Genomic DNA, 24,214 nt, shown 5'->3' with positions numbered 1-24,214 from the left:
GATTCTATGCTCACACGCTATGCATTTCACTTTCAACTGCAGCGCCGCGTGAACCTGTTCCGGTGGCCGCCGGAACATGCGCACCAGCATGCACCTGTTTCGGCTGTCGCGAAAGGCAGCCGGTGACCGAGCTCAGCGAGTGTTTTCGGCCGACGGGCCGCCGGCGGTGCCGGCGACGGCAGAAGGGTCCCACCCGCCACCCACCGCCTTGTTCAGCAGCGCACTGGCCGAGAACTGGCGGCCGCGCAGCTGCATCAGGCTGCGTTCGTTGTCGAGCGCAGCGGTCTGCGCGGTGACCACTTCGGTGTAGCTCGCGGTGCCGGCGCGGTAGCGGTTCAGCGCCAGCGTCTCGGCTTCGCGCGCAGCGGCGAGGGCCTGTTCACGCAGTGCGGCCTCGTCGGCGAGCAGACGCAAGGCGCTCAGGTTGTCCTCGACCTCCTGCAGCGCACCGAGCACGGTCTGCCGGTACTGGGCCACGGTCACGTCGTGCGCGCCGCGGGCGGATTCGATCTGCGCGTCGCGCCGGCCGCCGTCGTATACCGCCTGCGCCAGCGACAGGCCGAAGGACCACACCAGGTTCGACGCGTTGAACCACTGCGCGAAGTTGTTGCCGGCGTAGCCGGTCGAGGCGTTCAGCGTCAGCGACGGAAACCACGCCGCCTGGGCGACGCCGATGCGCGCATTGGCCGCGGCGACGCGGCGCTCGGCGGCGGCGATATCGGGGCGGCGTTCGAGCAGTGTCGACGGCAGGCCGACCGGGGTTGCCGGCGGCGCGCCCTGCCAGTCAGCCTCGGCCAGCGAGAAGCTGGAAGCCGGCTCGCCGACCAGCACGGCGATCGCGTTGGCAAGCTGGGTTCGCGTCAGGTCGAGATCGACCGCCTGCGCCTGCGCTGCGCGAAGCTGGGCCAGTGCGCTCGCCTCGTCGCCGCGCGTGGCGACGCCGGCGGCGACCCGATTGCGCGCCACCTCCAGCGCCTTCTCGTAGGCGGCGACCGTGCGCGCATAAAGCGCGCGCTGGCTGTCGGCGGCACGCAGCTGGAAGTAGTTCTGCACCAGTTCGGCCTGCAGCGACAGACGTACCGACGCGAGATCGGCGGCGCTGCCCTGCAGTTCGGCACCGGCCGCTTCGACCTCGCGGCCGATGCGGCCCCACAGGTCGGCTTCCCAGCTGGCGTCGAGGCCAAGCTGAGTGGTGTTCGACTGATTGGCCGAGCGCCCCTGGATCGCCGCGCTGCGGCTGCGCTGCGCGGAGGCGCTGAGCCCGACCTCAGGCAGGAAACCAGCGCGCGCCTGCTGCGCCGCGGCGCGTGCCTGACGGTAATTGCCGAGCGCCACGCGCAGATCCTGGTTGGCGCTGTCGGCGCGGGCGATCAGATCGTCGAGCACAGGGTCGCCGTAAGCCCGCCACCAGTCGCCGCGCGGCAGGTGATCGGCCGGCTCGGCCGGCTTCCAGCCGTCGGCGGCACGGTAGTCCTGCGGCAGGTCGAAGGCCGGCCGCTGGTGGTCCGGGCCTATCGTGGTGCAGCCGGCGAACAGCGCGGCGAAAAGGAGCGGCAGTATCTTGTTCATGGCGAGACCGGGCGCGGCGTGCGCGCGATGAGGCGGCCGCAGAAGCGGCTGAAGCGTTCGAGGTAAAGATAGGTGACCGGCGTCGTGTACAGCGTCAGCAGCTGGCTCACCACCAGACCGCCCACCACCGCGATGCCCAGCGGCTGGCGCAGTTCCGAACCTTCACCGAAGCCGATGGCCAGCGGCAGCGCGCCGACCATGGCGGCCAGCGTGGTCATCAGGATGGGACGCAGGCGCAGCAGGCAGGCTTCGCGGATCGCCGCCCGCGGCTCCAGGCCGCGCGTGCGTTCGGCGTCGAGCGCGAAGTCGATCATCATGATGGCGTTCTTCTTGACGATGCCGATCAGCAGCAGCACGCCGATCACCGCGATCAGACCGAACTCGATGTTGAAGGCCATCAGCGCGAGGATGGCGCCGATGCCGGCCGACGGCAGCGTGGACAGGATGGTCAGCGGGTGGATCAGGCTCTCGTACAGGATGCCGAGCACCAGATAGACCGCGATGATGGCGCCCAGTATCAGCAGCGGCTGGTTGTCCAGCGACTGCTGGAAGGCGCGCGCCGAGCCCTGGAAGCCGGCGTTGATGCTGGCTGGCACGCCGATGTCGGCCATCGCCGCGCGCACCGCGTCCATCGCCTGGGCCAGCGTGACGCCCTCGGCGGTGCCGAAGGACACGGTGGTCGACACGCGACCGTCGAGGTGGGCGATCGACAGCGGCATGACGCCCTGCTCCACCCGCGCGAAACTGTCCAGCGGCGCCAGCCCGCCGTCGGCGGTGGCGATGCGCACCGAATCCAGCGCCGACAGGTCCTGCGCGCGCTCGGGCGCCACTTCGAGCACCACCTTGTACTGGTTCAGTGGCTCGTACAGCGTGCTCACCTGACGCTGGCCGAAGCCGTCGTAAAGCTCCTGATTGACGGTGCCGGGCGTCAGGCCGAGACGGGCCAGCGTGTCGCGGTCATAGACCAGCCGCGTCTGCGAAGCGCGGTCTTCCTGATCGGTGCCGACATCGACCAGCTGCGGCAGGTCGCGCATCGCGTCGCGCACCTTGGGCACCCATTCGCGCAACGCGCGCAGGCTGTCGGCAGTCAGCGTGAACTGGTACTGCGAGGACGAGCGCAGGCCGCCGACGCGCAGGTCCTGCGCCGCCACCAGGAAGAGCTGCACGCCTTCGATGCGCGCCAGCTTGCCGCGCAGCCGGCCGATCACCTGCTCGGCCGACACGCCGCGTTCCTTCAGCGGCTTCAGATTGACGAAGAAGCTCGCGTTGTTGGCGCCACCGCCGCGACCGCCGCCGGTGAAGGCGCTCACGTTGTCGACCGCCGGGTCGCTGCGGATCGCCTCCACCGCCTGCTCCATCTTCTTCGTCATCGCCTGGTAGGAGGTGCTCTGATCGGCGCGCAGGCTGCCGAACAGGCGGCCGGTGTCCTGATTCGGGAAGAAGCCCTTGGGCACGATGGAAAACAGCCAGAAATTCAGCGCGATGGCGCCGAGAAAGATGAGCATGACGATGCGCGTGTGGCGCAACGCCCAGTCCAGGCTGTGCGCGTAGGCGATCTGCAGGTCGTCGAACACGCGGCCGAGGGCACGCTGCCAGCGCGCCTCCTGCTCGACCGGGCTGTGTCGCAGCAGGCGCGCTGCGAGCATAGGCGCCGCGGTCAGCGATACCACCATGGACACCAGCACCGCCACCGACATGGTCAGCGCGAATTCGCGGAACAGGCGGCCGACCACGCCACCCATCAGCAGGATGGGGATGAATACCGCGACCAGCGACAGGCTGATCGCCACCACCGTGAAGCCGACCTCGCGCACGCCGGCCACCGCTGCCTCGAAGGGCTTGAGTCCGCGCTCGATGTGGCGGGCGATGTTCTCGATCACCACCACCGCGTCGTCGACGACGAAGCCGGTGGCGATGGTGAGCGCCATCAGCGACAGATTGTTCAGGCTGAAGCCGAGCAGGTACATGACGGCAAAGCTGCCGGCCAGTGACACCGGCACCACGACCGCCGGAATCAGCGTCGCCCGTGCGTTGCGCAGGAACAGGAACACCACCAGGATGACCAGCGCGATCGATATGACCAGCGCGATCTCCACCTCGTGCAGCGCGCTGCGTATGGTGACCGAACTGTCCATCGCCACTTCCATGCGCGCCGCCGCCGGCAGGCTGGCGCCCAGCTCCGGCAGCAGTTCGCGCACCCGCTCGACGGTCTCGATCACGTTGCTGCCCGGTCGCTTGGTCAGCACCAGCAGCACCGTCGGCTTGCCGTTGGTCAGGCCGAGGTTGCGCACGTCCTGCACCGAATCCTCGACCCGCGCCACGTCGCCCAGGCGCAGCACGGCACCCGAGGTGTGGCGCAGGATGAGCGGCACGTAGTCCCCGGCGCGGCGCGCCTGGTCGTTCGCCTCGATCTGCCAGTAGCGCTCGCCGTCCTCGACGAAGCCCTTGGGCCGGTTCACGTTCGACTCGGTGATGCGGTTGCGCACGTCGGCCAGCGTCAGGCCGCTCTGGTGCAGCGCTTCCGGATTGACCTGCACGCGGATGGCCGGCAGCGCACCGCCGCCGACGGTCACTTCACCGACGCCCGGAATCTGCGCCAGCTTCTGCGCCAGCACGGTCGAGGCCACGTCGTACAGCCGCGGAATGGGCACCGTTTCCGACGTGATCGCCAGGATCATGATGGGCGCGTCGGCCGGATTCACCTTGCGGTAGCTCGGGTTGGACGGCAGGCTGGTTGGCAGGCTGGCGCGCGCGGCGTTGATCGCCGCCTGCACGTCGCGCGCCGCGCCCTCGACGTCACGGTCGAGGTCGAACTGCAGCGTCACCCGCGTATTGCCCTGCGAACTGCTCGACGTCATTTCGGTGACGCCGGCGATGCGGCCCAGCGTGCGCTCCAGCGGCGTCGCCACGGTCGCCGCCATCACCTCGGGGCTGGCGCCGGGCAGCGCGGCGCTGACCGATATGGTCGGGAAATCGACCTGCGGCAGCGCCGACACCGGCAGCAGCCGGAACGCCAGCGCACCGGCCAGCGCGATCGCCGCGGTCAGCAGCGCGGTGCCGACCGGACGGCGGATGGGCATCGCCCAGGCACTCATGCGCGACCGCCCTCCGTCGCGTCGATGGCCGCGTGGCGCAGCTTGAACAGCCGCCCGAAAGCCAGATAGATCACCGGCGTCGTGTACAGCGTCAGCACCTGACTCACCAGCAGGCCGCCCACCATCGTGAGGCCGAGCGGGAAACGCAGCTCCGAGCCCATGCCGCCGCCGAACACCAGCGGCAGCGCGCCGAGCAGCGCCGCGGCAGTGGTCATCAGGATGGGTCGCAGCCTGAGCTGGCAGGCCTGGAAGATCGCATCGCGCGGCGCCATGCCCTCGTTGCGTTCGGCTTCGAGCGCGAAGTCGATCATCATGATGGCGTTCTTCTTGACGATGCCGATCAGCAGGATGATGCCGATCACCGCAATCATGTCGAGCGCGTGACCGGCCAGCAGCAGCGCCAGCAGCGCGCCGATGGCGGCCGACGGCAGCGTGCTCAGTATGGTCAGCGGATGCACGTAGCTTTCGTACAGCACGCCGAGCACGATGTACATGGTCACCACCGCGGCCAGGATGAGCCACAGCGTGTCGCTCAGCGAGGCGCGGAAGGCCTCGGCCGCGCCTTCCCACTTCAGCGTCATCGTCGCCGGCATGCCCAGCTGCGCGCGCACCGACTCGACCGCGTCCACCGCTTCGCCGAGCGATACGCCGTCCGGCAGGTTGAAGGACAGCGTGGCCGACGGAAACTGGCCCTGGCGGCCCATGGCCAGCCGTGCCGGACGTTCTTCGACGCGCACCAGCGTGCCCAGCGGCACCTGCAGGCCATCGGCCGACATCACGTGCAGTTGCGCGATCGCCTCCGGGCCGATCTGGAACTGCGACTGCACGTCGAGCACGACGCGGTACTGGCTGGACTGGGTGAAGATGGTCGAGATCAGCCGCTGGCCGAAGGCGTTGTACAGCGCCGCGTCGATGTCGGCGACGGTGACGCCGACGCGGGCCGCCGCCGCCCGGTCGATGTCCACATAGGCCTGCAGGCCGCCGGTGGCCAGATCGGTCGTGACCTGGGTGAGCCGGTCCGACTGCTGCAGCGCGGCTGCGAGCCGGGGCACCCATTCCAGCAGATCTTCGTGGTTGGTGGCCTGCACGACGAAGGGGTACTGGGCGCGGCTGACGCGGTCCTCGATGGTCAGGTCCTGCACCGGCTGCAGATAGAGCGCGACGCCCGGCACCTCGCGCGCCGCCGCTTCGAGCCGGCGTGCGATCTCCGGCGCGCGGTCGCTGCGTTCGGCCAGCGGCTTCAGCCTGATCTGCATGCGGCCGGTGTTCAGTGTCGGATTCTGGCCATCGACGCCGATGAATGAACTGACGCTGTCGACGTCCGGGTCACGCAGGATGACCTCGGCCAGCGCCTGCTGGCGCGCGCTCATCGCCGAGAAGGAAATGGTCGGTTCCGCTTCCGACATGCCCTGTATCAGCCCGGTGTCCTGCACCGGGAAGAAGCCCTTGGGCACCGCCAGATAGAGCAGCGCGGTCAGCACGAAGGTGGCGACTGCCGCGACCAGCGTGAGCGGCTGGTGATCCAGCACCCAGCGCAGCGTGCGCGCGTAGCCGGCCAGCAGGCGGGCGTACCAGCCCTCGTGCGCGTGCTCGCCCTCGGCCTTCAGCAGCCGCCCGGCCATCATCGGCGTCAGCGTCAGCGACACCACCGCCGACAGCAGGATGGCGATGGTGAGCGTCAGCGCGAATTCGCGGAACAGCCGGCCGACCACGTCCTGCATGAACAGCAGCGGAATCAGCACCGCCACCAGAGACACGGTCAGCGAAATGATGGTGAAGCCGATCTCCTTCGCGCCGTCGAGCGCGGCCTGCATCGCGCCCTTGCCCATCTCCAGGTGACGGGCGATGTTCTCGGTCATCACGATGGCGTCATCGACGACGAAACCGGCGGCGATCACCATCGCCATCAACGTCAGGTTGTTCACCGAGAAGCCGGCCAGATACATGATGGCGAAGCTGCCGATCAGCGACAGCGGCACCGCGATCGCCGGAATGACGGTGGCGCGCGCGTTGCGCAGGAACACGAAGATGACGGCGACGACCAGCAGCACCGCCATCACCAGTTCGATCTGCACGTCGCGCACCGAGGTGCGGATCGACTCGGTGCGGTCGGTCAGCACCTGCACGTCGACCGCGTCCGGCAACGAGGCCTGCAGTTCGGGCAGCAGTGCATTGATCCGGCTGACCACGTCGATCACGTTGGCGCCAGGCTGGCGCTGGATGTTCAGGATGAGCGACGGCGTCTCGTTGGCCCAGGCAGCGAGCAGCCGGTTCTCCGGGCCGTCCACGACTTCGGCAACGTCCTGCAGCCGGATCGGCGCACCGTTCTTCCAGGCGATCACGCTGCGCCGGTACTCGTCGGCCGAGCGCAGCTGGTCGTTGGCGTCCAGTGTGGTGGCGCGCGTCGGGCCGTCGAAACTGCCCTTGGCCTGGTTGGAACTGGTGGCGACCACCGCGGCGCGCAGCTGTTCGAGGCTCAGACCGTAGGCGGCGACCGCCGACGGATTCACGCGCACCCGCACGGCACGGCGCTGGCCGCCGGAAATGCTGACCAGACCGACGCCGGACTGCTGCGAAATCTTCTGCGCCAGCCGGCTGCTCACCGCCTCTTCGAGCAGGTGCAGCGGCACCGCCTTCGAACTGACCGCCAGCGTCATGACCGGCGCGTCGGCCGGATTGACCTTGCTGTAGATCGGCGGCGCCGGCAGTTCGTTGGGCAGCAGCGTGCTCGCGGCATTGATCGCCGCCTGCACTTCCTGCTGCGCGGTGTCGAGCGATATGTCGAGACCGAAGCGCAGCGTCACCACCGAAGCGCCGGCCGAACTGAGCGAATTCATCTGCACCAGGCCGGGCATCTGGCCGAACTGGCGCTCAAGCGGCGCTGTGATCAGCGAGGTGGTCAGTTCCGGACTGGCGCCCGGATAGAAGGTGACCACCTGCATGGTCGGATAGTCGACCTGGGGCAGCGCCGATACCGGCAGCAGACGGTAGGCGAGAAAGCCGGCGACCAGCAGCGCCACCATCAGCAGCGAGGTGGCCACCGGCCGCAGGATGAACAGGCGGGACGGATTCATCGCTGCCGCTTCACTGCGCCGGCGGCGGGCCACGACGACCCGGCGCGCTGCCATTGCCGACACGCGGCGCGGATGGAGTGTCGTCGAGCTTCACCTTGTCGCCTTCGCGCAGGCGGTCCACACCGTCGGTCACGACGCGCTCGCCCGGCTGCAGGCCTTCGGTCACCTGCTGCAGTTCGCCTTCGAGCACACCGGTCTTCACCGGCCGCATGACAGCGGTCAGGTCGTCGCCGACCACGTATACGAAAGGTCCGCTGGCGCCGCGCTGTATCGCCGACACCGGCACGACGATGGCGTCGGCGATGGTGTCGACGCGCAGCTTCACGTTGACGAACTGGTTCGGAAACAGCGCGCCGTCGCGGTTATCGAACATGGCCTTGGCTTTCACGGTGCCGGTGGCGACGTCGATCTGGTTGTCCAGGATGCGCAGCGTGCCGGTCGCCAGCACGGTGCGGTTATCGCGGTCACGCGCCTCGACCGGCAGGCCGCCGCGCGCAATGGCACTGCGCACCGCGACCAGTTGCGGCTCGGGCAGCGCGAACACGACCGAGATCGGCGCATCCTGCGTGATGGTGAGCAGGCCGTCGGCGTCCGAGCTGCGCACGATATTGCCGGGCGTGGCCAGGCGCAGGCCGACGCGGCCGCTGATCGGCGCCGTGATGCGGGCGTACTGCAGCGACAGCCGAGCGCTGGCGATGGTGGCGTCGTCGGCCAGCACTGCGGCTTCGTACTGGCGCACCAGCGAGCGCTGGTTGGTCACCTGCTGCGCGGCGATCGAATCCTGCGCCAGCAGCGTTTCGTAACGCGTCAGGTCCTCCTTCGCGTTGGCCAGCAGCGCCGCATTGCGCGCCTTCGCCGCTTCGCCCTGCGCCAGTTCGACCTGGAACGCGCGCGGATCGATCTGCGCCAGCAGGTCGCCCTTCTTCACCCGCTGACCTTCGGTGAAATGCAGCGACTGCAGTTCGCCCTCGACCCGGCTGCGCACCACCACGCTCTCGATCGGCGTCACCGTACCCAGCGCCGCCAGATGCACCGGCAGGTCGGTGCGCTGCGCGACCGCACTGCCGACTCGCGTATCGCCGCCGAAGCGGCGTGCGCCACCCGGAGGACCGCCCGGCGGGCCGCCGGCCCTCATCCCGGGTGGTCCGCCCTCACCGTCGGCCGGCTTGGTGCGTTCGTTGGCGTAGAACCAGCCGGCGGTCAGGCCGGCCAGCAGAAGCAGCATCATGATCCAGGGCCAGCGCGGTTTGCGCGTGGCCGGAGCGGCATCGTGTCCGTGTGTGGTCATCTGGATGGAAGGGCGTTGTTGGGTGCGACCGACGGTCGAGACCCGATCATTATTGTGGGTGCCTGTTAATCGAAACGCTGCCTGAGCCGCCGGCAGGTGAATGCAGTGTAAACGGCGACGGCAAAGCTGCGACTGCGGGTCAGTGGAGCGTGCGACGGGTCGGCGAGTTCCTACAGACCTGCGATCGCCCCGCGGCTATCCTCGTGGGCTCCCAAGCAGCCAGTGCCAGTACTTCTTCAGCGCGGCCTTTCGTGACAGGCGGGCCTCACGCCCGTCGCCCCGCATCACCCAGCGTCCGGTCGCTTCCCCTCCAATCAAGCGGAGTCGAAGCCTTGTTCGTCCATCTTGCACCGCTCGCCGCCCTGCTCGGCGGCGTCGCCCTGCTGCTGCTCGGCAGCGGCCTGCTCACCACGCTGCTCGCCGTGCGCGGCGGCATCGAAGGATATGGCAGCCCTTTCATGGGTCTGCTCGGCTCGCTGTTCTTCGCCGGCTTCCTGATCGGCACCCGGGTCGCGCCGACGCTGATCCGCCGCGTCGGCCACGTGCGCGCGTTCGCCTTCTTCACCTCGGCCGTGGCCTGCAGCGTGCTGCTGCACGAAATGTGGGTGTCGCCCTGGGTGTGGGCGCCGGTGCGCCTGATCACCGGCATCGCGATGGTCGGGCTGTACGCCATCGTCGAAAGCTGGCTCAACAGCCAGGCCGCGCCGGCGCAACGGGCCCGCGTGTTCGCGACCTATATGGGCGTGAATCTCGGCGCACTGGCGCTGGCCCAGCAGCTGCTGCAGGTCGGCGACGCCGGCACGCACACGCTGTTCGTGCTGGCCGCGCTGCTGGTGTGCGCAGCGGTGATGCCGGTGGCGGCGACGCGACTGAGCCAGCCGCAGATCGACAATGCCGCGGCACCGGCGCTGCGCAGCCTGTACCGAAAGGCACCGATCGCCTTCGATGCGGCCTTCGCCTCCGGCCTCGCGATGGGCGCCTTCTGGGGTCTGGGCGCGGTGTGGGCCGACCGCAGCGGACTGGGCAGCTCGGGCGTGGCCGCATTCATGAGCGCAACCATCGTCGGCGGCGCGCTGTTCCAGTGGCCGCTGGGCATGCTGTCCGACCGTCACGACCGCGGCCGCGTCATCACGCTGGTGGCTTTTGCCGCCGCGCTGCTGGCGCTGCTGCCGATGTTCGCGCTGCCCTTCGGCGCCGACGCGACGGCGACCGCCGGGCTGCTCTACGGCGGCTTCGCGTTCGCGCTCTACCCGATGGCGATGGCGCGCCTGATAGACCGGCTCGACCCGCACGAAGTGCTGGCCGGCAGCAGCGGACTGCTGCTGGTGCACGGCATAGGCGCCGCACTCGGCCCGCTGGCCGCCGGCCTCGCGATGGCCGCGCTGGGGCCCGACGCGCTGCCAATGTGGTTCGCGCTGACCCAGGGCGTGCTGGCGCTGCTTGCCTCCTCGCTGCTGCGCCGCATGCCGGCGCAGGTCGCGCTGCAGACGCGCTTCCTGCCCATGGTGCGCACCACCTCGACCGCCTTCGAACTGGCTGGCACCGCCCGCCCCGATCCCGACACATCCACCACGGAGACCCGCTGACCTTCACCCCGACCGCCAACCTTTCCACAGGGAGTACGACATGCTCATCGCCCCCGATCTGGACGGCACCTTTCTCGCCGGCGACACCGACGCACGCCAGCAGCTCTATCAACTGATCAGCAACGATCCGGACATCACGCTGGTGTTCGTGACCGGCCGCGGCCTCGAAGCCGTGCTGCCCATCCTGTCCGATGCAGCCATCCCGGTGCCGCACTACGTCATCGCCGACGTCGGTGCCACCGTGGTCGATGGACGCACCCGACAGGCTGTGCAGCCGCTGCAGGCCGACATCGATGCGCTGTGGCCGGGCGAGCGCGCAGTGAGCGAGGCGCTGCAGGGCATTCCCGGCCTGCAGCGACAGGAGGTGCCGCAACAGCGACGCTGCTCCTATTTCTGCGACAGCGACGCGGTGACCGACGAGCTATACCGCATCGCCAACGAACAGAACTGCGACCTGCTGTACTCGGCCGACCGCTATCTCGATTTCCTGCCGCGCGGCGTGAACAAGGGCAGCACGCTGCGCCGGCTGGTGCATGACCTCGGTATCGACATGAACCACGTACTGGTGGCGGGCGATACGCTGAACGACCTGTCGATGTTCGAGCAGGGCTTCCGCGGCGTCTGCGTCGGCGAATCGGAAGCAGCGTTGCTGGCCGCCACCGCCGACCGCACGCGCGTGCTGCATTCGCGCCGCGTCGGCTGTGCCGGCATCCTCGAAGCACTCGACTTCTTCCGCTTCATCGACCGCACGCTGCTGCTGCCGCCCGGCAGCGAAACCATGGCGCCCTGCGGCAAGTCGGAACTGGTCATCGTCTATCACCGCCTGCCCTACGAGGAAGCGATCGACGACGACGGCACCATCCTGCGCCGGCCGCACCGCTCGCCGAACGGCATCATCCCGACCCTGCTGAGCTTCTTCGCCGATGGGCGCAAAGGTTCGTGGATCGCCTGGTCGAGCGCGCACGCCGGCGACGCCCGCTTCGAAACGCACACCACGGTCGACCGCGAGCAGTACCCCGGCCTGCGCTGTGCCCGCGTCGAGCTGACGACGCAGGACGTGGACATCTTCTACAAGCGCTTCTCGAAGGAGGCGTTCTGGCCGACCTTGCACACTTTCTGGGAGCGCGCGCAGTTCCGCGAGGACGACTGGCAGGTGTTCCTGAAGGTGAACCGGCTGTTCGCCGAACGCACCGCCGCCGAGGCGGCGCACGGCGCCACGGTATGGCTGCACGACTACAACCTGTGGATGGTGCCGGCAGCGCTGCGCGAGCTGCGACCCGATCTGAAGATCGCCTTCTTCCACCACACCTATTTCCCGTCGGCCGACGTGTTCAACGTGATGCCGTGGCGGCGCGACATCGTCGGCAGCCTGCTGCAGTGCGACTACATCGGTTTCCACATTCCGCGCCAGGCCGAGAACTTCGTCGACGTCGCGCGCGGCGTGGCGCCGCTGCGCGTGCTCGAAACGAGGAACTGCGCACCACGCTTCCTCACCTACGGCTGCGCGGTCGGGCTGGACGAGATGACGACGGGGATCGAGGTGCATGGCCGGCGCATCGGCATCGGCGCTCACCCGGTCGGGCTCGATGTCGGCCGCATCGGCCGCATTCTCGCCGACACGCAGAGCGCCCGTCTGATGGACCGGCTACGACGCGAAATGACGGGGCAACGCGTCATCCTGTCGGTCGAGCGGCTGGACTACACCAAGGGCACGCTGGAAAAGCTGCTCGCCTTCGAACAGCTGCTCGAACAGAACGAGGAGCTGCGGCAGAAAGTGACGCTGATCGCCGTATGCGTGCCCGCAGCGAGCGAAATGACCATCTACGACACGCTGCAGACGCAGATCGAACAGGCGGTCGGCCGCATCAACGGCCGCTTCTCGCGCGTCGGCTGGACGCCGGTGCAGTTCTTCTTCCGCCCCATCCCGTTCGCCGAACTGGTGGCCTACTACGCCATCGCCGACGTCATGTGGATCACGCCGCTGCGCGACGGGCTCAATCTCGTGTCCAAGGAGTATGTCGCCACCCAGGGGCTGATGCAGGGCGGTGGCGTGCTGGTGCTGTCGGAGTTCGCTGGCGCGGCGGCCGAGCTGCACGGCGCGGTGCTGACCAACCCGCACGACCGCAACGACCTGCGCGACAAATGCCTGTACGCGCTGAACATCCACCGCGCCGAAGCCGAGTCACGATTGCGCGAACTGTTCGCCATCGTCCAGCACAACGACATCGTGCGCTGGGGTGCGGAATTTCTGGCGGCGGTGGAATCGGTCAGCGAACCACCGGTGCAGACGGTGATGGCAGCCTGAAACGCTCTCAACCTGAGCGGCGAAAAAAAAAGCGCGGGACAAGCCCGCGCTCAAGTTCCTTGGAGGAGGAAAGGAAATCTTCAGCGTGACGCGGTCGGCGCGTTCTCCAGCTTTTCGTCGTCGCCACCGGTCTCGATGCGACCCGACCAGCCGCCGCCCAGCGCCTGGTAGGTGTTCACCAGTGCGGTCACGCGATCGAGGCGGGTGGAAATGAGCTGGCGTTCGGCTGACAGCTTTTCGCGTTCGGCGTCGAGCAGCACGATGCGGCTGGCACGCCCGGCTTCGTAGCTCTTCTCGGCAAGATCGCGCGCCTTCGAGGTGGCGTCGAACAGCGTGGCGGTTTCTTCCATCGCCTCGCGCGCACCGCGGGCGGCGGACAGTGCGCTCAGCGCGTCGGCGTAGGCCTGGCGGGCGGCCTGCTGGTAGGTCTGTGCGATCTGCGCACGTTCGGCTTCCGACTGCGCGACGATGGCGCGCGTGCTGAGCAGGCCGACCAGCGGCTGCGCGATCGCCGCACCGATGTTCCAGGTGCGGGCCGACGACGACAGCAGGCTGCCCAGTGCCGCACTTTCGCCGCCCAGGCCGGCAGTCAGCGATATGGTCGGGAACCACTGCGTGCGCGCCACTTCGACGCTCAGACTGGCCGCGGCCAGATTGGCCTCTGCCGCGCGCACGTCGGCGCGTCGCGCCAGCAGGTCGGAACTGAGACCGGCCGGGATTTCCGGCTGCACTGCCAGCGTCGACAGCGCCAGACCGCGGTCCGGAATGCGCTCGACCAGCTCGCGCGGCGAGCGGCCGAGCAGCACGGCCAGTGCGGTTTCCGCCTGTTCGCGACCGCTGCGCGTGGTGGCGAGTGCTGCCGCCACGCTGGCGCGTTCCGAGCGCGAAATTTCCAGGTCGTAGCGGCCGATGGTGCCGCCGGCAAACTGCTTTTCGCGCAGCGCCAGTGCGGCGTCGCGCGTGGCCAGCGTCTGCGACAGCAGCGCCTCGTCGGCGTCGAGCGCACGCAGGCTGAAATAGGCGCGCGCCACCTGAGCGGTGACCGACGCGCGCAGGCCTTCGAGCGCGTAGCGGCTGGCCGCGAGCTGCTGGCGCGCGACGTCGCGCTGACCGGACAGGCGACCGAACAGATCCAGCTCGTAGGACGCCGAAATGCCGCCGATCACCGTGTTGTACTGGCGCGAGCGGCCCGGGATCGGCCGCTCGTTGCTGTACTGCTGACGCGAGCCCGACAGCGACAGGCTGGCGTCCGGCAGGCGGTTGATGCGCACCAGGTCGAGCGCGGCGCGCGACGACTGCACGCGCTGCACCGCGATCACGACATCGTCGTTGCGTTCGAGCGCCTCGGCGATCAGGCCGTCCAGCACCGGGTCGCGGAAGCTTTCCCACCAGCGGTCGATCTCGACCGGCGTGGTCGCGGTCACCGCCGGCAGGTCGAGTTCCGGCGTCGGCTTCGGGTTCAGTGCGCAGGCCGACAGCAGGGCCGCGGCCACGGCGGCCGACAGCAGCGTGCGGCGCGCCGGATCAATGATGTGCGTGGACATGGGGCGTCTCCGGCTTGTGCACCTTCAGCTCTTCTTCCGGCGTCGCCAGGCGGCGATCGACGATGAGCTTGTAGAAGAGCGGCACGAAAAAGATGGCAAGGAAGGTCGCGGCCAGCATGCCGCCGATGACGCCGGTACCCACCGACACCCGCGCGCCGGCGCCGGCGCCGGTCGAGATGGCCAGCGGCAGCACGCCGAGGATGAAGGCGAGCGAGGTCATCACGATGGGGCGCAGGCGCAGGCGCGCCGCCTCGATCGCCGCGGCGGCGACCGGATAGCCTTCGTGATGCTTCAGCACCGCGTACTCGACGATCAGGATGGCGTTCTTGGCCGACAGGCCGAGCAGCGTCACCAGACCGATCTGGAAATACACGTCATTGGTCATGCCGCGCAGCCACACCGCCGCCAGCGCACCGAAGATGCCGAAGGGCATGGCCAGCAGCACCGAGAACGGCAGCGACCACTTCTCGTACTGGGCGGCGAGAATCAGGAACACCATCACCGCCGCCATGATCAGCGCCAGCGCGGCCGCACTCGACACGCGCTTTTCCTGGAAGGCGGCGCCGGTCCATTCGTAGCTCATGTCGCCCGGCAGATCCTTCACCAGCCGCTCGACCTCGGCGATGGCCTGGCCGGACGAATAGCCCGGTGCGGCCTGGCCCATCAGCTTCACCGCCGGCAGGTTGTTGTAGCGGTCCACCGTGTCCGGGCCCGAGCTGTACTCGACCTTGGCGAAGGCCGACACCGGCACCATGTCGCCGGCCGTGTTCTTCACGTACAGGCGGCCAATGTCCTCCGGCGTGCGGCGGTACTGACTCTCGGCCGACATCAGCACCTGCCAGACGCGACCGAACTTGTTGAAGTCGTTCACGTAGAAGGTACCCAGCGTGCCGGCCAGCGTGGTGAACGCGTCGTCGAGCGGAATGCCCAGCGACTTCGCGCGTTCGCGGTCGACGTCGACATAGAGCTGCGGTGCGTTCGGCCGCCACAGGGTCTGCAGGCCGCCGGCCAGCACCGTGCTCTGGTGCGAGGCGCCAACCAGCGCGCCCATGTTCTCGACCAGGCGCTTGGTGCCGCCGTCGCCGCGGTTCTGCAGATAGAACTCGAAGCCGCCGGTGTTGCCCAGACCGAAGATGGCCGGCGGGTTGAAGGCCAGCACCAGCGCCTCCTTGATGCCCGCGGTCTTGCCGAACAGTTCGCCCACCAGCTGCTGCGTGCTCATCGTCCGCTCGTCCCAGTGCTTCTGGCTGACGAAGATGGTGGCCGCGCTGTTCTTGAAGCCACCGCCGATGAAGTCCATGCCGGCGAAGGCCATCACGTGCTCGTTGGCCGGGTTGGACTGGATCGCCTTCATCACCTCGTCCACCACCTTGTCGGTGCGCTCCAGCGTGGCGCCGTCCGGCAGGAAGATGGCGGCGATGTAATAGCCCTGGTCCTCGTCCGGCACCAGCGAACCCGGTGTCTTGCTCCACAGACCGGCGGTGATCACCACCATGCCGATGAACAGCACGACGCCGACCGCCGAGCGACGGATCATCCAGGTCACGGCACCGGTGTAGCGGTGGGTGACGCGGGCGAACCAGTCGTTGAACCAGACGAAGATGCGCGCCGTGCTCTTGTGCTCGTTCTTCAGCAGCGCCACGCACAGCGCCGGCGTCATCGTCAGCGCGACCAGGCCGGACAGCACGACGGCGATCGAGATCGTCACCGCGAACTGGCGATACAGCTCGCCGGTCAGGCCGCCAAGGAAGGCGATCGGCACGAACACCGCGGTCAGCACGAGCACGATGGCGATGACCGGTCCGGTCACCTCGTGCATCGCCTTCAGCGCAGCCTCGCGAGCGCTCAGCCTCTGCTCGTGCATGATGCGCTCGACGTTCTCCAGCACCACGATGGCGTCATCGACCACGATGCCGATGGCCAGCACCATGCCGAACAGCGTCAGTGTGTTGATCGAGTAGCCGAGCACGTGCAGGCCGGCGAAGGTGCCGAGCAGCGACACCGGCACCGCCAGCACCGGGATCAGCGTGGCGCGGATGTTCTGCAGGAACACGAACACGACGATGAACACCAGGATCATCGCCTCGCCCAGCGTCTTCACCACTTCCTTGATCGACACCTCGACGAAGCGCGTGGTGTCGTACGGAATGGCATAGGTCATGCCCGGCGGGAAGCGGGTCGCCATCTCGGCCACCGCACCCTTCACTTCCTTGGCCACGTCCAGCGCGTTGGCGCCCGGCTGCAGGAACACGCCCATCAGCACCGCCGGCTTGCCGTTGTAGGTGCCGTTGAAGTCGTTGTCCTTGGAACCCAGTTCGACGCGCGCGACGTCGCGCAGGCGCAGCTTCGTGCCATCGGCATTCGAGCGCAGGATGATGTTCTCGAATTCCTCGACCGTGGACAGCCGGCCCTTGGTGGTGATGGTGTAGACCATGTCCTGGTCGCCGCCGGTCGGCGACTGGCCGATCTTGCCGGCGGCGAACTGCGCGTTCTGCTCGCGCAGCGCAGCGGCGATCTCGGGCACGGTGACGCCGAGCTGCGTCATGCGGTCCGGGCGTACCCAGATGCGCATGGCGTAGTCCTTGGCACCGAAGATCTGCACGTTGGTCGTGCCCGGAATCTTCTTGATGTTGTCCAGCACGTTCAGCGTCACGTAGTTCGACGTGTAGAGCTGTTCGTGCGTGCCATCCGGCGAGTAGAAAGCCATCACCGCCAGGAAGGCGGACGAGCCCTTCTCGACCACCACGCCCTGCCGGCGAACCTCTTCGGGCAGACGGGCGTCGGCCTGCTTGACCCGGTTATTCACGTTCACCGCCGCCTTGTCGGGGTCGGTGCCGATTTCGAAGGTGGCGTAGATTTCGACCACGCCATTCGAGGTCGAGGTCGAGCGCATGTACATCATGCCTTCGACGCCGGTGATGACGCTTTCCAGCGGTGCGGCCACGGTCTGCGCGATGGTTTCGGCGGAAGCGCCCGGATAGACCGCGCGCACCATCACTTCGGGCGGCGCGATTTCCGGGTACTGCGCGATCGGCAGCGTGCGCATGGCGGCAAGACCCGCCAGCACCAGCAATATCGAAATGACGAAGGCGAAGATCGGCCTGTCTATGAAGAAGCGCGAAAACATGGCGGCTCCTTACTGCGCGGCCGGTGCCGCAGCACCTGCCGGCGGCTGTGCCGGCGCGGAGCCGTCGTCAATGCGCACCGGCGAGCCAGGCACGAAGATGCGCGCCATGCCATCGACGATGACGCGCTCGCCCGCCTTCAGGCCCTCGCGAATCACCCAGGCATTGCCCAGTTCGCCGCCGAGCTGCGCCCATTCGCCGAGCTTGACCGGACGCGGCTGCGCCAGCGTCTTGCCGTCGGCTTCGGCGATCACGTACACGAACTTGCCGTTCGGGCTGTCGAGCACGGCGCGCTGTGGCACCGCGATCGCGTCCGGGCGGGTGGCGCCGGACAGCAGCACGCGCACGAACTGGCCCGGCGACAGCTTGCCGTCCTTGTTTTCGAAGGTGGCACGCAGCGCGAAGGCACCGGTGCTGGTATCCGCCTTGTAGTCCTGGAAGCCGAGCCGGCCGCTACGCGGGAATTCGGCGCCATCCGAGCCCTTGAGCTTGACCAGGAAGCCTTGCGGATCGAGCTTCAGCGCGCCGCGCGCGACTTCGTCGCGGGTGCGCAGGTATTCCACTTCGCCGACGCCGAAGTTCACATAAGCAGGGTCGGTCTGCGCCAGCGTGGTCAGCAGGCTGTCGCCCCCGGCCACGGCGAGACTGCCCTCGACCTTCAGCGCGCGACCGGCGACGCCGCCCAGCGGCGCGCGCACGTCGGTGTAGCCCAGATCGATCTGCGCCTGCTGCAGTTGCGCCTCGGCCGCCTTGACCGCAGCACGCGCCAGATCGCGCGTCGATTGCGCGTCGTCGGCTTCCTTGCGGCTGGCCGCCTCGGCATCCGCCAGCGGCTTCACCCGCGCGTACTCGCGCTCGGCCTGCGCCAGCTGCGCCTTCGCCTGATCGAGCTGGGCATCTGCTGCAGCGACGCGCGCACGATATGGCGCGGCGTCGAGCCGGAACATCACCTGCCCTTCCTTGATGCGCTGGCCTTCCTCGTACAGCCGCTTCTCGACGATGCCGGTCACCCGCGCCCGCACCTCGATCTCGCGCGAACCGGCCACCTGGCCGACGTAGTCGTAATGCACCGGCACTTCCTGCGGCGTCACGGTGAGCACCTTCACCGCAGCCGGCGGCATGCCGCCATTGGCGTGCTCGCCACCCTTGTCCTGACCGCAGCCGGCCAGCGCAAGCGCCAGCAGACCTGCACCCAGCAGGCCCACGGCCCGAAAGAAATCCGTTTCCTTTTTCATCGCTTATCCCGGAGTAACGCGCAGTCGGCGCCGCGCTTGGCAATGATCGATGCGTGGACCGACCACGCAGATACCGGGCCGATTATAAACATACATTCGTGTATGTTTAAACCACTCCAATGAAAAAAACTTTCATTACGCTCTCGACGAACGACGGCCTCGCGTCACGACATGCGAATGGGAGGAAAGGCGATTCTGCGCTTGCGGGGCACCCGCGGCGATGCCCGCGGATCGATCACAGGAAGCGGTCGAGGATGCGCCTGCTGGGCCGGTCGAGCGCCTTCATGTCGGCGACTTCGTAGTGGATGCCGTGGCTGTCGGTGATCAGCAGCCGTGCGCCGCCGAGGCGGCGGATGTCGTCTTCGCTGCGCAGCGTGAAGCGGGTGGCGCCGCGGTCGGTCACGATGTCCCAGTCGCAGGGCGTGGAAAAGCTCGATACGCCGGCGATACTGCGGATGCGCGGCATGAATTCGCGGCGCGACAGTTCCTCGTCGAGCAATGCGCGGCTGGCGGCGTCGAGCGCGTCCGGGGCGTCGAACCAGGCCAGTTCGTGGCCGTCGGCCGACATCAGCGCCACGCCCTCGCCCGGCGCCGACAGCGGGAAGGCGCGCACCGGCTGCACGCCGGCGTGGCGCTCGCCTGCGGCGTCGACGAAAACCAGCAGGCCGTGCGCGTCGCGTTCGAGCGAAATCGTCATGCCAGCGCTCCTTCGGCGGCATCGGCTTCGGCCAGCCGCTGCTGCGCCATGTAGAGCCGGTAATAGTGACCTTCGCGCGCCATCAGTTCGTCGTGCGGGCCGACCTCGACGATCTGGCCGCGGTCGAGCACGACCAGCCGGTCGGCCTTGCGCAAGGTACTCAGGCGGTGGGCGATGGCCAGCGTGGTACGGCCCTCGACCAGGTTGTCGAGCGCGCGCTGGATTTCCTTCTCGGTCGCGGTATCGACCGATGAGGTCGCCTCGTCGAGTATCAGGATGCGCGGATCGATCAGCAGCGCACGGGCGATCGAGATGCGCTGGCGCTCGCCGCCCGACAGGGTCTGGCCACGCTCACCCACCATCGAGTCGTAGCCGTGCGGCAGACGCAGGATGAATTCATGCGCGTGCGCTGCCCGCGCCGCCGCGATGATCTCGGCACGCGTGGCCTCAGGCTTGCCGTAGGCGATGTTGTCGGCGATGGTGCCGAAGAACAGGAAAGGCTCCTGCAGCACCAGGCCGATGTGGCGCCGGTACTCGGCCACCGGCAGCGCGCGGATGTCGGTGCCGTCTATCCGTATGCTGCCGCCGGACACGTCGTAGAAGCGGTTGATCAGGTTCACCAGCGTGCTCTTGCCGGAGCCGCTGTGGCCGACCAGGCCGATGAATTCACCCGGCGCGATGTCGAGATCGACGCCGCGCAGCACCGCGCGGTTGCCGTAGCGGAAAGCCACGCCGCGCAGTTCGATGCGGCCTTCGACCCGCGCCAGATGCACCGGCCGCGCCGGCTCCGGCACGCTGGAACCGTGGTCCAGGATGTCGAAGATGCGCTTGGCACCGGCTGCCGCCTTCTGCGTCACCGACACGATGCGGCTCATCGAATCCAGGCGCAGGTAGAAGCGGCTGATGTAGGCGATGAAGGCGGTCAGCACGCCCACCGTGATGTGGTCGCGGCCGACCTGCCAGATGCCGAAGCCCCAGACGAACAGCAGGCCGACCTCGGTCAGCAGCGTCACCGTCGGGCCAAACAACGACCACACGCGGTTCACCCGATCGTTGGTTTCGAGGTTGCGGCGATTGGCGGCAGCGAAGCGGGCCGACTCGCGCTTCTCCTGCGCGAAAGCCTTCACCACGCGGATGCCCGGAATGGTGTCGGCCAGCACATTGGTCACCTCGCCCCAGATGCGGTCCACCTTCTCGAAGCCGGTGCGCAGCCGGTCGCGCACCGTGTGGATCATCCAGGCGATCACCGGCAGCGGCAGCAGGGTCACCAGCGCCAGCCACGGGTTGATCGAGAACAGCACCACCGCGGTCATGAACAGCATCAGCACGTCGGTCGCGAAATCGAGCAGGTGCAGCGACAGGAACACGTTGATGCGGTCGGTCTCGGCGCCGATGCGCGCCATCAGGTCGCCGGTGCGCTTGCCGCCGAAATACTCCAGCGACTGGCCCATCAGGTGGTCGAAGGTGGTGGTGCGCAGGTCGGCGCCGATGCGCTCCGACACGCGCGCCAATATATATGTGCGCGCCCAGCCCAGCGCCCAGCCCAGCAGTGCGGCGCCGAGCAGACCGGCCAGATAGGGCCACACTGCCGCCACCGTGATCGGCGTACCGGTCTGGTGCGGAATGAGCACCTTGTCCATCAGCGGGATGGTCAGGTAGGGCGGCACCAGATTGGCCGCGGTCGACGCCAGCGTCAGCAGAAAGCCGGCGAACAGACGCCCGCGGTATGGCCGGGCGAAACGCCACAGCCGCAGCAGCGCCCAGGTGGACGGTGGGCGCGTCGTGCTGCGTTCGCACAGCGGGCACTCGTCGTCGTCCGGCGGCAGCGGCGCCTTGCAGCGCGGGCACAGGCCGTCCTCGTCCTCGACCACGTGGTCGGGATGGGTCAGCCGCTCGATCTGTCGCGTGTGCTGGTCGGCCAGCCGCAGTGCTTCGGTGTTCAGCGCCAGCGTGTAGCGCCAGCCGGCGAGGCGGCGTTCGCTGTCGTGCAGCGCCAGCGTGCCGACGCCGGCGTGGTCGTGGTGCTGGAAGTGCTGGCCGGCGGCCAGCGGCCAGTTGCGCCACTGCTCACCGGCACAGGCCAGCAGCCGGCGGTCGGTCAGCACCAGCAGATTCGTTGCGAAATGAAGCGTGTCGTCGAGATCGGTCTGCAGCCAGACCTGAACCGCCTCGCCCGGCTGCAATTGCGCCGCCAGCCCGCTGCGCCACGCCTGCGGCAGGTCGTCGGGGAGCAGGCGGTCTTCGGTGGCGCGGGTCATCGGGGCGGTTTCGGGCGGCAAGAGTGCGGAAAGGTACGCATGAAGCGGGGCCGGCGACGAGCACGCGCTCGACGACACGGAGCCCGGCGAGGCGGCGGAGTATAGCGCCGGCGACAGGGCCGGAACACGTCCCCGACGCAGGTTCAAAAATAGATGAAAAAGCTGTCAACCAAAGCGCAAAGACGCCGTTAAGCCGATGTTTTCAACAACCTCGGGGCTCCGGACCACCACCGACCCCGCACGATGAGTAAACGCTCGATCGAAATCCTGCGCACCCTCGAACTGCGCGGCCCCAATATCTGGACCTATGTTCCAGCGCTCGAAGTCTGGATAGACATCGGCGAACTCGAAGACTCCCCCTCGAACACCATTCCCGGCTTCGTCGATCGGCTGATCGACTGGCTGCCCGCCCTGCACGAACACACGTGCAGCTACGAAGAGCGCGGCGGTTTCGTGCGCCGGCTGCGCGAAGGCACCTGGCCCGGCCACATACTCGAACACGTGACGCTGGAACTGCAGAACCAGGCCGGCATGAAGGGCAACTTCGGCAAGGCGCGCGAAACGTCCGAGCGTGGTGTCTACAAGGTGGTGGTCATCTCCGGCAATCACATCGTCAGCCGTGCCGCGATACTCGCCGCACGCGAACTGGTGCTGTCGGCGATGGACGACCGCGCGTTCGACGTCAAGGCAGCCGTTTCGGAACTGCGCGACCTGGTCGACGAACACTGCCTGGGTCCGAGCACCGGCTGCATCGTCGAGGCGGCACAGGACCGTCGCATCCCGTCCATCCGCCTGAACGACGGCAATCTGGTGCAGCTGGGCTACGGCCGCAAGCTGCGCCGCATCTGGACCGCCGAAACCGACCGCACCGCCGCGATCGCCGAAGGCATTTCGCGCGACAAGGACCTGACCAAGCGCCTGCTCGCCGGCTGCGGCGTGCCGGTGCCGGAAGGCCGCGAAGTCAGCGACGCCGACGACGCCTGGGCTGCGGCCGAGGACATCGGCGTGCCAGTGGTCGTCAAGCCGGCCAACGCCAATCACGGCCGCGGCGTGTCGGCCGAACTGACCAAGCGCGAAGAAGTCGCCACCGCCTACGAACTGGCGCGCCGCTACAGCAAGTACGTGCTGGTCGAGCGCTTCATCCCGGGCAACGAGCACCGCCTGCTGGTGGTCGGCAAGCAGATGGTCGCGGCGGTTGCCGGCGAAACCGTCTGGATCACCGGCGACGGGCGATCCACCGTCCGCCAGCTGCTCGACAGCCAGATCAATATCGATCCGCGCCGCGGACCGGAGCAGGAATTCCCGCTCGACCTGCTGATTCCCGAACGCGACGCCAAGCTGCGCTTCGAACTGGAGCGCCAGGGCTACAGCGCCGACTCGGTGCCGGCCGAAAGCGCCCGCGTGCTGGTGCAGCGCAACGGCAACATCGCCTACGACGTGACCGACCAGGTCCATCCGGACACCGCCCGCCTGGTGGCGCTGGCCGCCCGCGTGGTCGGCCTCGACATCGCCGGCATCGATCTGGTGGTCGAGGACATCCGCCGCCCGCTGCGCGAACAGGGCGGCGCCATCGTCGAAGTGAACGCCGGCCCCGGCCTGCTGATGCATCTGAAGCCGGCCATCGGCACGCCGCGTCCGGTTGGTCGCGCCATCGTCGACCACCTGTTCGCGACCGCCGACGACGGCCGCATTCCGGTCATCGGCGTCAGCGGCACCCGCGGCAAGACCACGGTCGCCCGGCTGATCGCGCACCTGATGCGCTTTTCCGGCCAGCGCGTCGGCCTCGCCTGCAGCGACGGCCTCTACCTCGACAGCCGCCGCCTCGAAGACGGCGACGCCGCCCGCTTCGAGCCGTCGCAGCGCGTGCTGATGAATCCCGGCGCCGAAGTGGCGGTGATCGAGAACAGCTTCGAAACGATACTGAAGGAAGGCCTGGCCTACGACCGCTGCCAGGTCGGCGTGCTCACGCGCATCGATCCGGAAGCGCATTTCGGCGACTACTACATCGACTCGTCCGACCGCGTGTTCAACGTGCTGCGCAGCCAGATCGACGTGGTACTGCGCCGTGGCACCGGCGTGCTGAACGCCGACGATCCGCTGCAGGCCGAGATGGCCGAGCTGTGCGACGGCGAGGTGATCTGGTACAGCACGCACGCCGACAACGGCATCGTCGGCAGCCACGTGCAGTCCGGCGGCCGCGCAGTCATCGTGCGCGACGGCCAGATCCGTCTGCTCGAAGCCGAGCGCACCGAAGTGCTGTGCCCGCTCGCCAGCCTGCCGCTGACCGACGGCGAACCGCTGCACGCGACCGAGAACCTGCTCGCCGCGCTGGCGGCCGCCTGGTCGCTCGGCCTGTCGCCGGCGGCGTTGCGCACCGGCGCCGAAACCTTCGATCCCCCGGTGCCCGTCGCGGTACCGGCCTGAAACACCGCCTGAAC

The 24,214-nt window shown here is 68.3% G+C and carries 12 protein-coding genes; 3 read left to right on the top strand and 9 right to left on the bottom strand.

Translation table 11 applies throughout. From position 1 onward, the window contains the following. Nucleotides 1-132: 132 nt before the first annotated feature. Genes METRZ18153_RS0106165 through METRZ18153_RS0106150 form a run of 4 tightly spaced genes read right to left on the bottom strand, consistent with a single transcriptional unit; the run spans nucleotide 133 to nucleotide 8,966 of the window. Nucleotides 133-1,569, bottom strand: a complete 1,437-nt coding sequence (locus tag METRZ18153_RS0106165) for an efflux transporter outer membrane subunit (RefSeq protein WP_020163899.1) — start codon at nucleotides 1,567-1,569, stop codon at nucleotides 133-135. Further along, nucleotides 1,566-4,664: a multidrug efflux RND transporter permease subunit gene (locus tag METRZ18153_RS0106160; RefSeq protein ID WP_020163898.1), complete on the bottom strand. Its 3,099-nt coding sequence runs from the start codon at nucleotides 4,662-4,664 to the stop codon at nucleotides 1,566-1,568. The genes METRZ18153_RS0106165 and METRZ18153_RS0106160 overlap by 4 nt, the downstream gene beginning before the upstream one ends. Further along, complete coding sequence (locus METRZ18153_RS0106155) at nucleotides 4,661-7,738, bottom strand: multidrug efflux RND transporter permease subunit (RefSeq protein WP_043364070.1); 3,078 nt, start codon at nucleotides 7,736-7,738, stop codon at nucleotides 4,661-4,663. Before METRZ18153_RS0106155 ends, METRZ18153_RS0106160 begins: the two co-directional genes overlap by 4 nt. A gap of 10 nt (nucleotides 7,739-7,748) precedes the next feature. Further along, nucleotides 7,749-8,966, bottom strand: a complete 1,218-nt coding sequence (locus METRZ18153_RS0106150) for an MdtA/MuxA family multidrug efflux RND transporter periplasmic adaptor subunit (RefSeq protein ID WP_232415979.1) — start codon at nucleotides 8,964-8,966, stop codon at nucleotides 7,749-7,751. Between the two features lie 392 nt (nucleotides 8,967-9,358). Between METRZ18153_RS0106150 and METRZ18153_RS0106145 the strand changes: the two genes are divergently transcribed. Then, entirely contained in the window at nucleotides 9,359-10,612 is a 1,254-nt protein-coding gene (locus METRZ18153_RS0106145) for an MFS transporter (RefSeq protein ID WP_020163895.1), read from the top strand. A gap of 40 nt (nucleotides 10,613-10,652) precedes the next feature. Then, complete coding sequence (gene ggpS, locus METRZ18153_RS0106140; protein ID WP_020163894.1) at nucleotides 10,653-12,917, top strand: glucosylglycerol-phosphate synthase; 2,265 nt, start codon at nucleotides 10,653-10,655, stop codon at nucleotides 12,915-12,917. Between the two features lie 80 nt (nucleotides 12,918-12,997). Here ggpS and METRZ18153_RS0106135 read toward each other — a convergent pair whose 3' ends face one another. The 5 genes from METRZ18153_RS0106135 to METRZ18153_RS0106115 all read right to left on the bottom strand — a co-directional run bounded on the left by METRZ18153_RS0106135 (nucleotide 12,998) and on the right by METRZ18153_RS0106115 (nucleotide 21,776). Next, nucleotides 12,998-14,461, bottom strand: coding sequence for an efflux transporter outer membrane subunit (locus tag METRZ18153_RS0106135; RefSeq protein WP_020163893.1), 1,464 nt, complete (start codon nucleotides 14,459-14,461; stop codon nucleotides 12,998-13,000). After that, nucleotides 14,442-17,588 carry an efflux RND transporter permease subunit gene (locus METRZ18153_RS0106130; protein WP_020163892.1) on the bottom strand — a complete coding sequence of 1,049 codons (3,147 nt, stop codon included), beginning with the start codon at nucleotides 17,586-17,588 and terminating at the stop codon, nucleotides 14,442-14,444. The genes METRZ18153_RS0106135 and METRZ18153_RS0106130 overlap by 20 nt, the downstream gene beginning before the upstream one ends. Before the next feature lie 9 nt (nucleotides 17,589-17,597). Beyond that, nucleotides 17,598-18,821 (bottom strand): efflux RND transporter periplasmic adaptor subunit, encoded by a 1,224-nt coding sequence (locus METRZ18153_RS0106125; protein WP_020163891.1) that lies wholly within the window; start codon nucleotides 18,819-18,821, stop codon nucleotides 17,598-17,600. Between the two features lie 235 nt (nucleotides 18,822-19,056). After that, nucleotides 19,057-19,518, bottom strand: a complete 462-nt coding sequence (locus METRZ18153_RS0106120; protein WP_020163890.1) for a cyanophycin metabolism-associated DUF1854 family protein — start codon at nucleotides 19,516-19,518, stop codon at nucleotides 19,057-19,059. Continuing rightward, complete coding sequence (locus tag METRZ18153_RS0106115; RefSeq protein WP_020163889.1) at nucleotides 19,515-21,776, bottom strand: cyanophycin metabolism-associated ABC transporter; 2,262 nt, start codon at nucleotides 21,774-21,776, stop codon at nucleotides 19,515-19,517. Before METRZ18153_RS0106115 ends, METRZ18153_RS0106120 begins: the two co-directional genes overlap by 4 nt. A 243-nt stretch (nucleotides 21,777-22,019) precedes the next feature. Between METRZ18153_RS0106115 and METRZ18153_RS0106110 the strand changes: the two genes are divergently transcribed. Next, entirely contained in the window at nucleotides 22,020-24,200 is a 2,181-nt protein-coding gene (locus tag METRZ18153_RS0106110) for a cyanophycin synthetase (protein WP_020163888.1), read from the top strand. Nucleotides 24,201-24,214 lie beyond the last annotated feature (14 nt).

Origin of the sequence: Methyloversatilis discipulorum (assembly GCF_000385375.1) — a bacterium.
Classification (GTDB): Bacteria; Pseudomonadota; Gammaproteobacteria; order Burkholderiales; family Rhodocyclaceae; genus Methyloversatilis; species Methyloversatilis discipulorum_A.
Note: the sequence above shows the minus strand (reverse complement) of the source record. Positions and strands in the feature narration are given on the sequence as shown.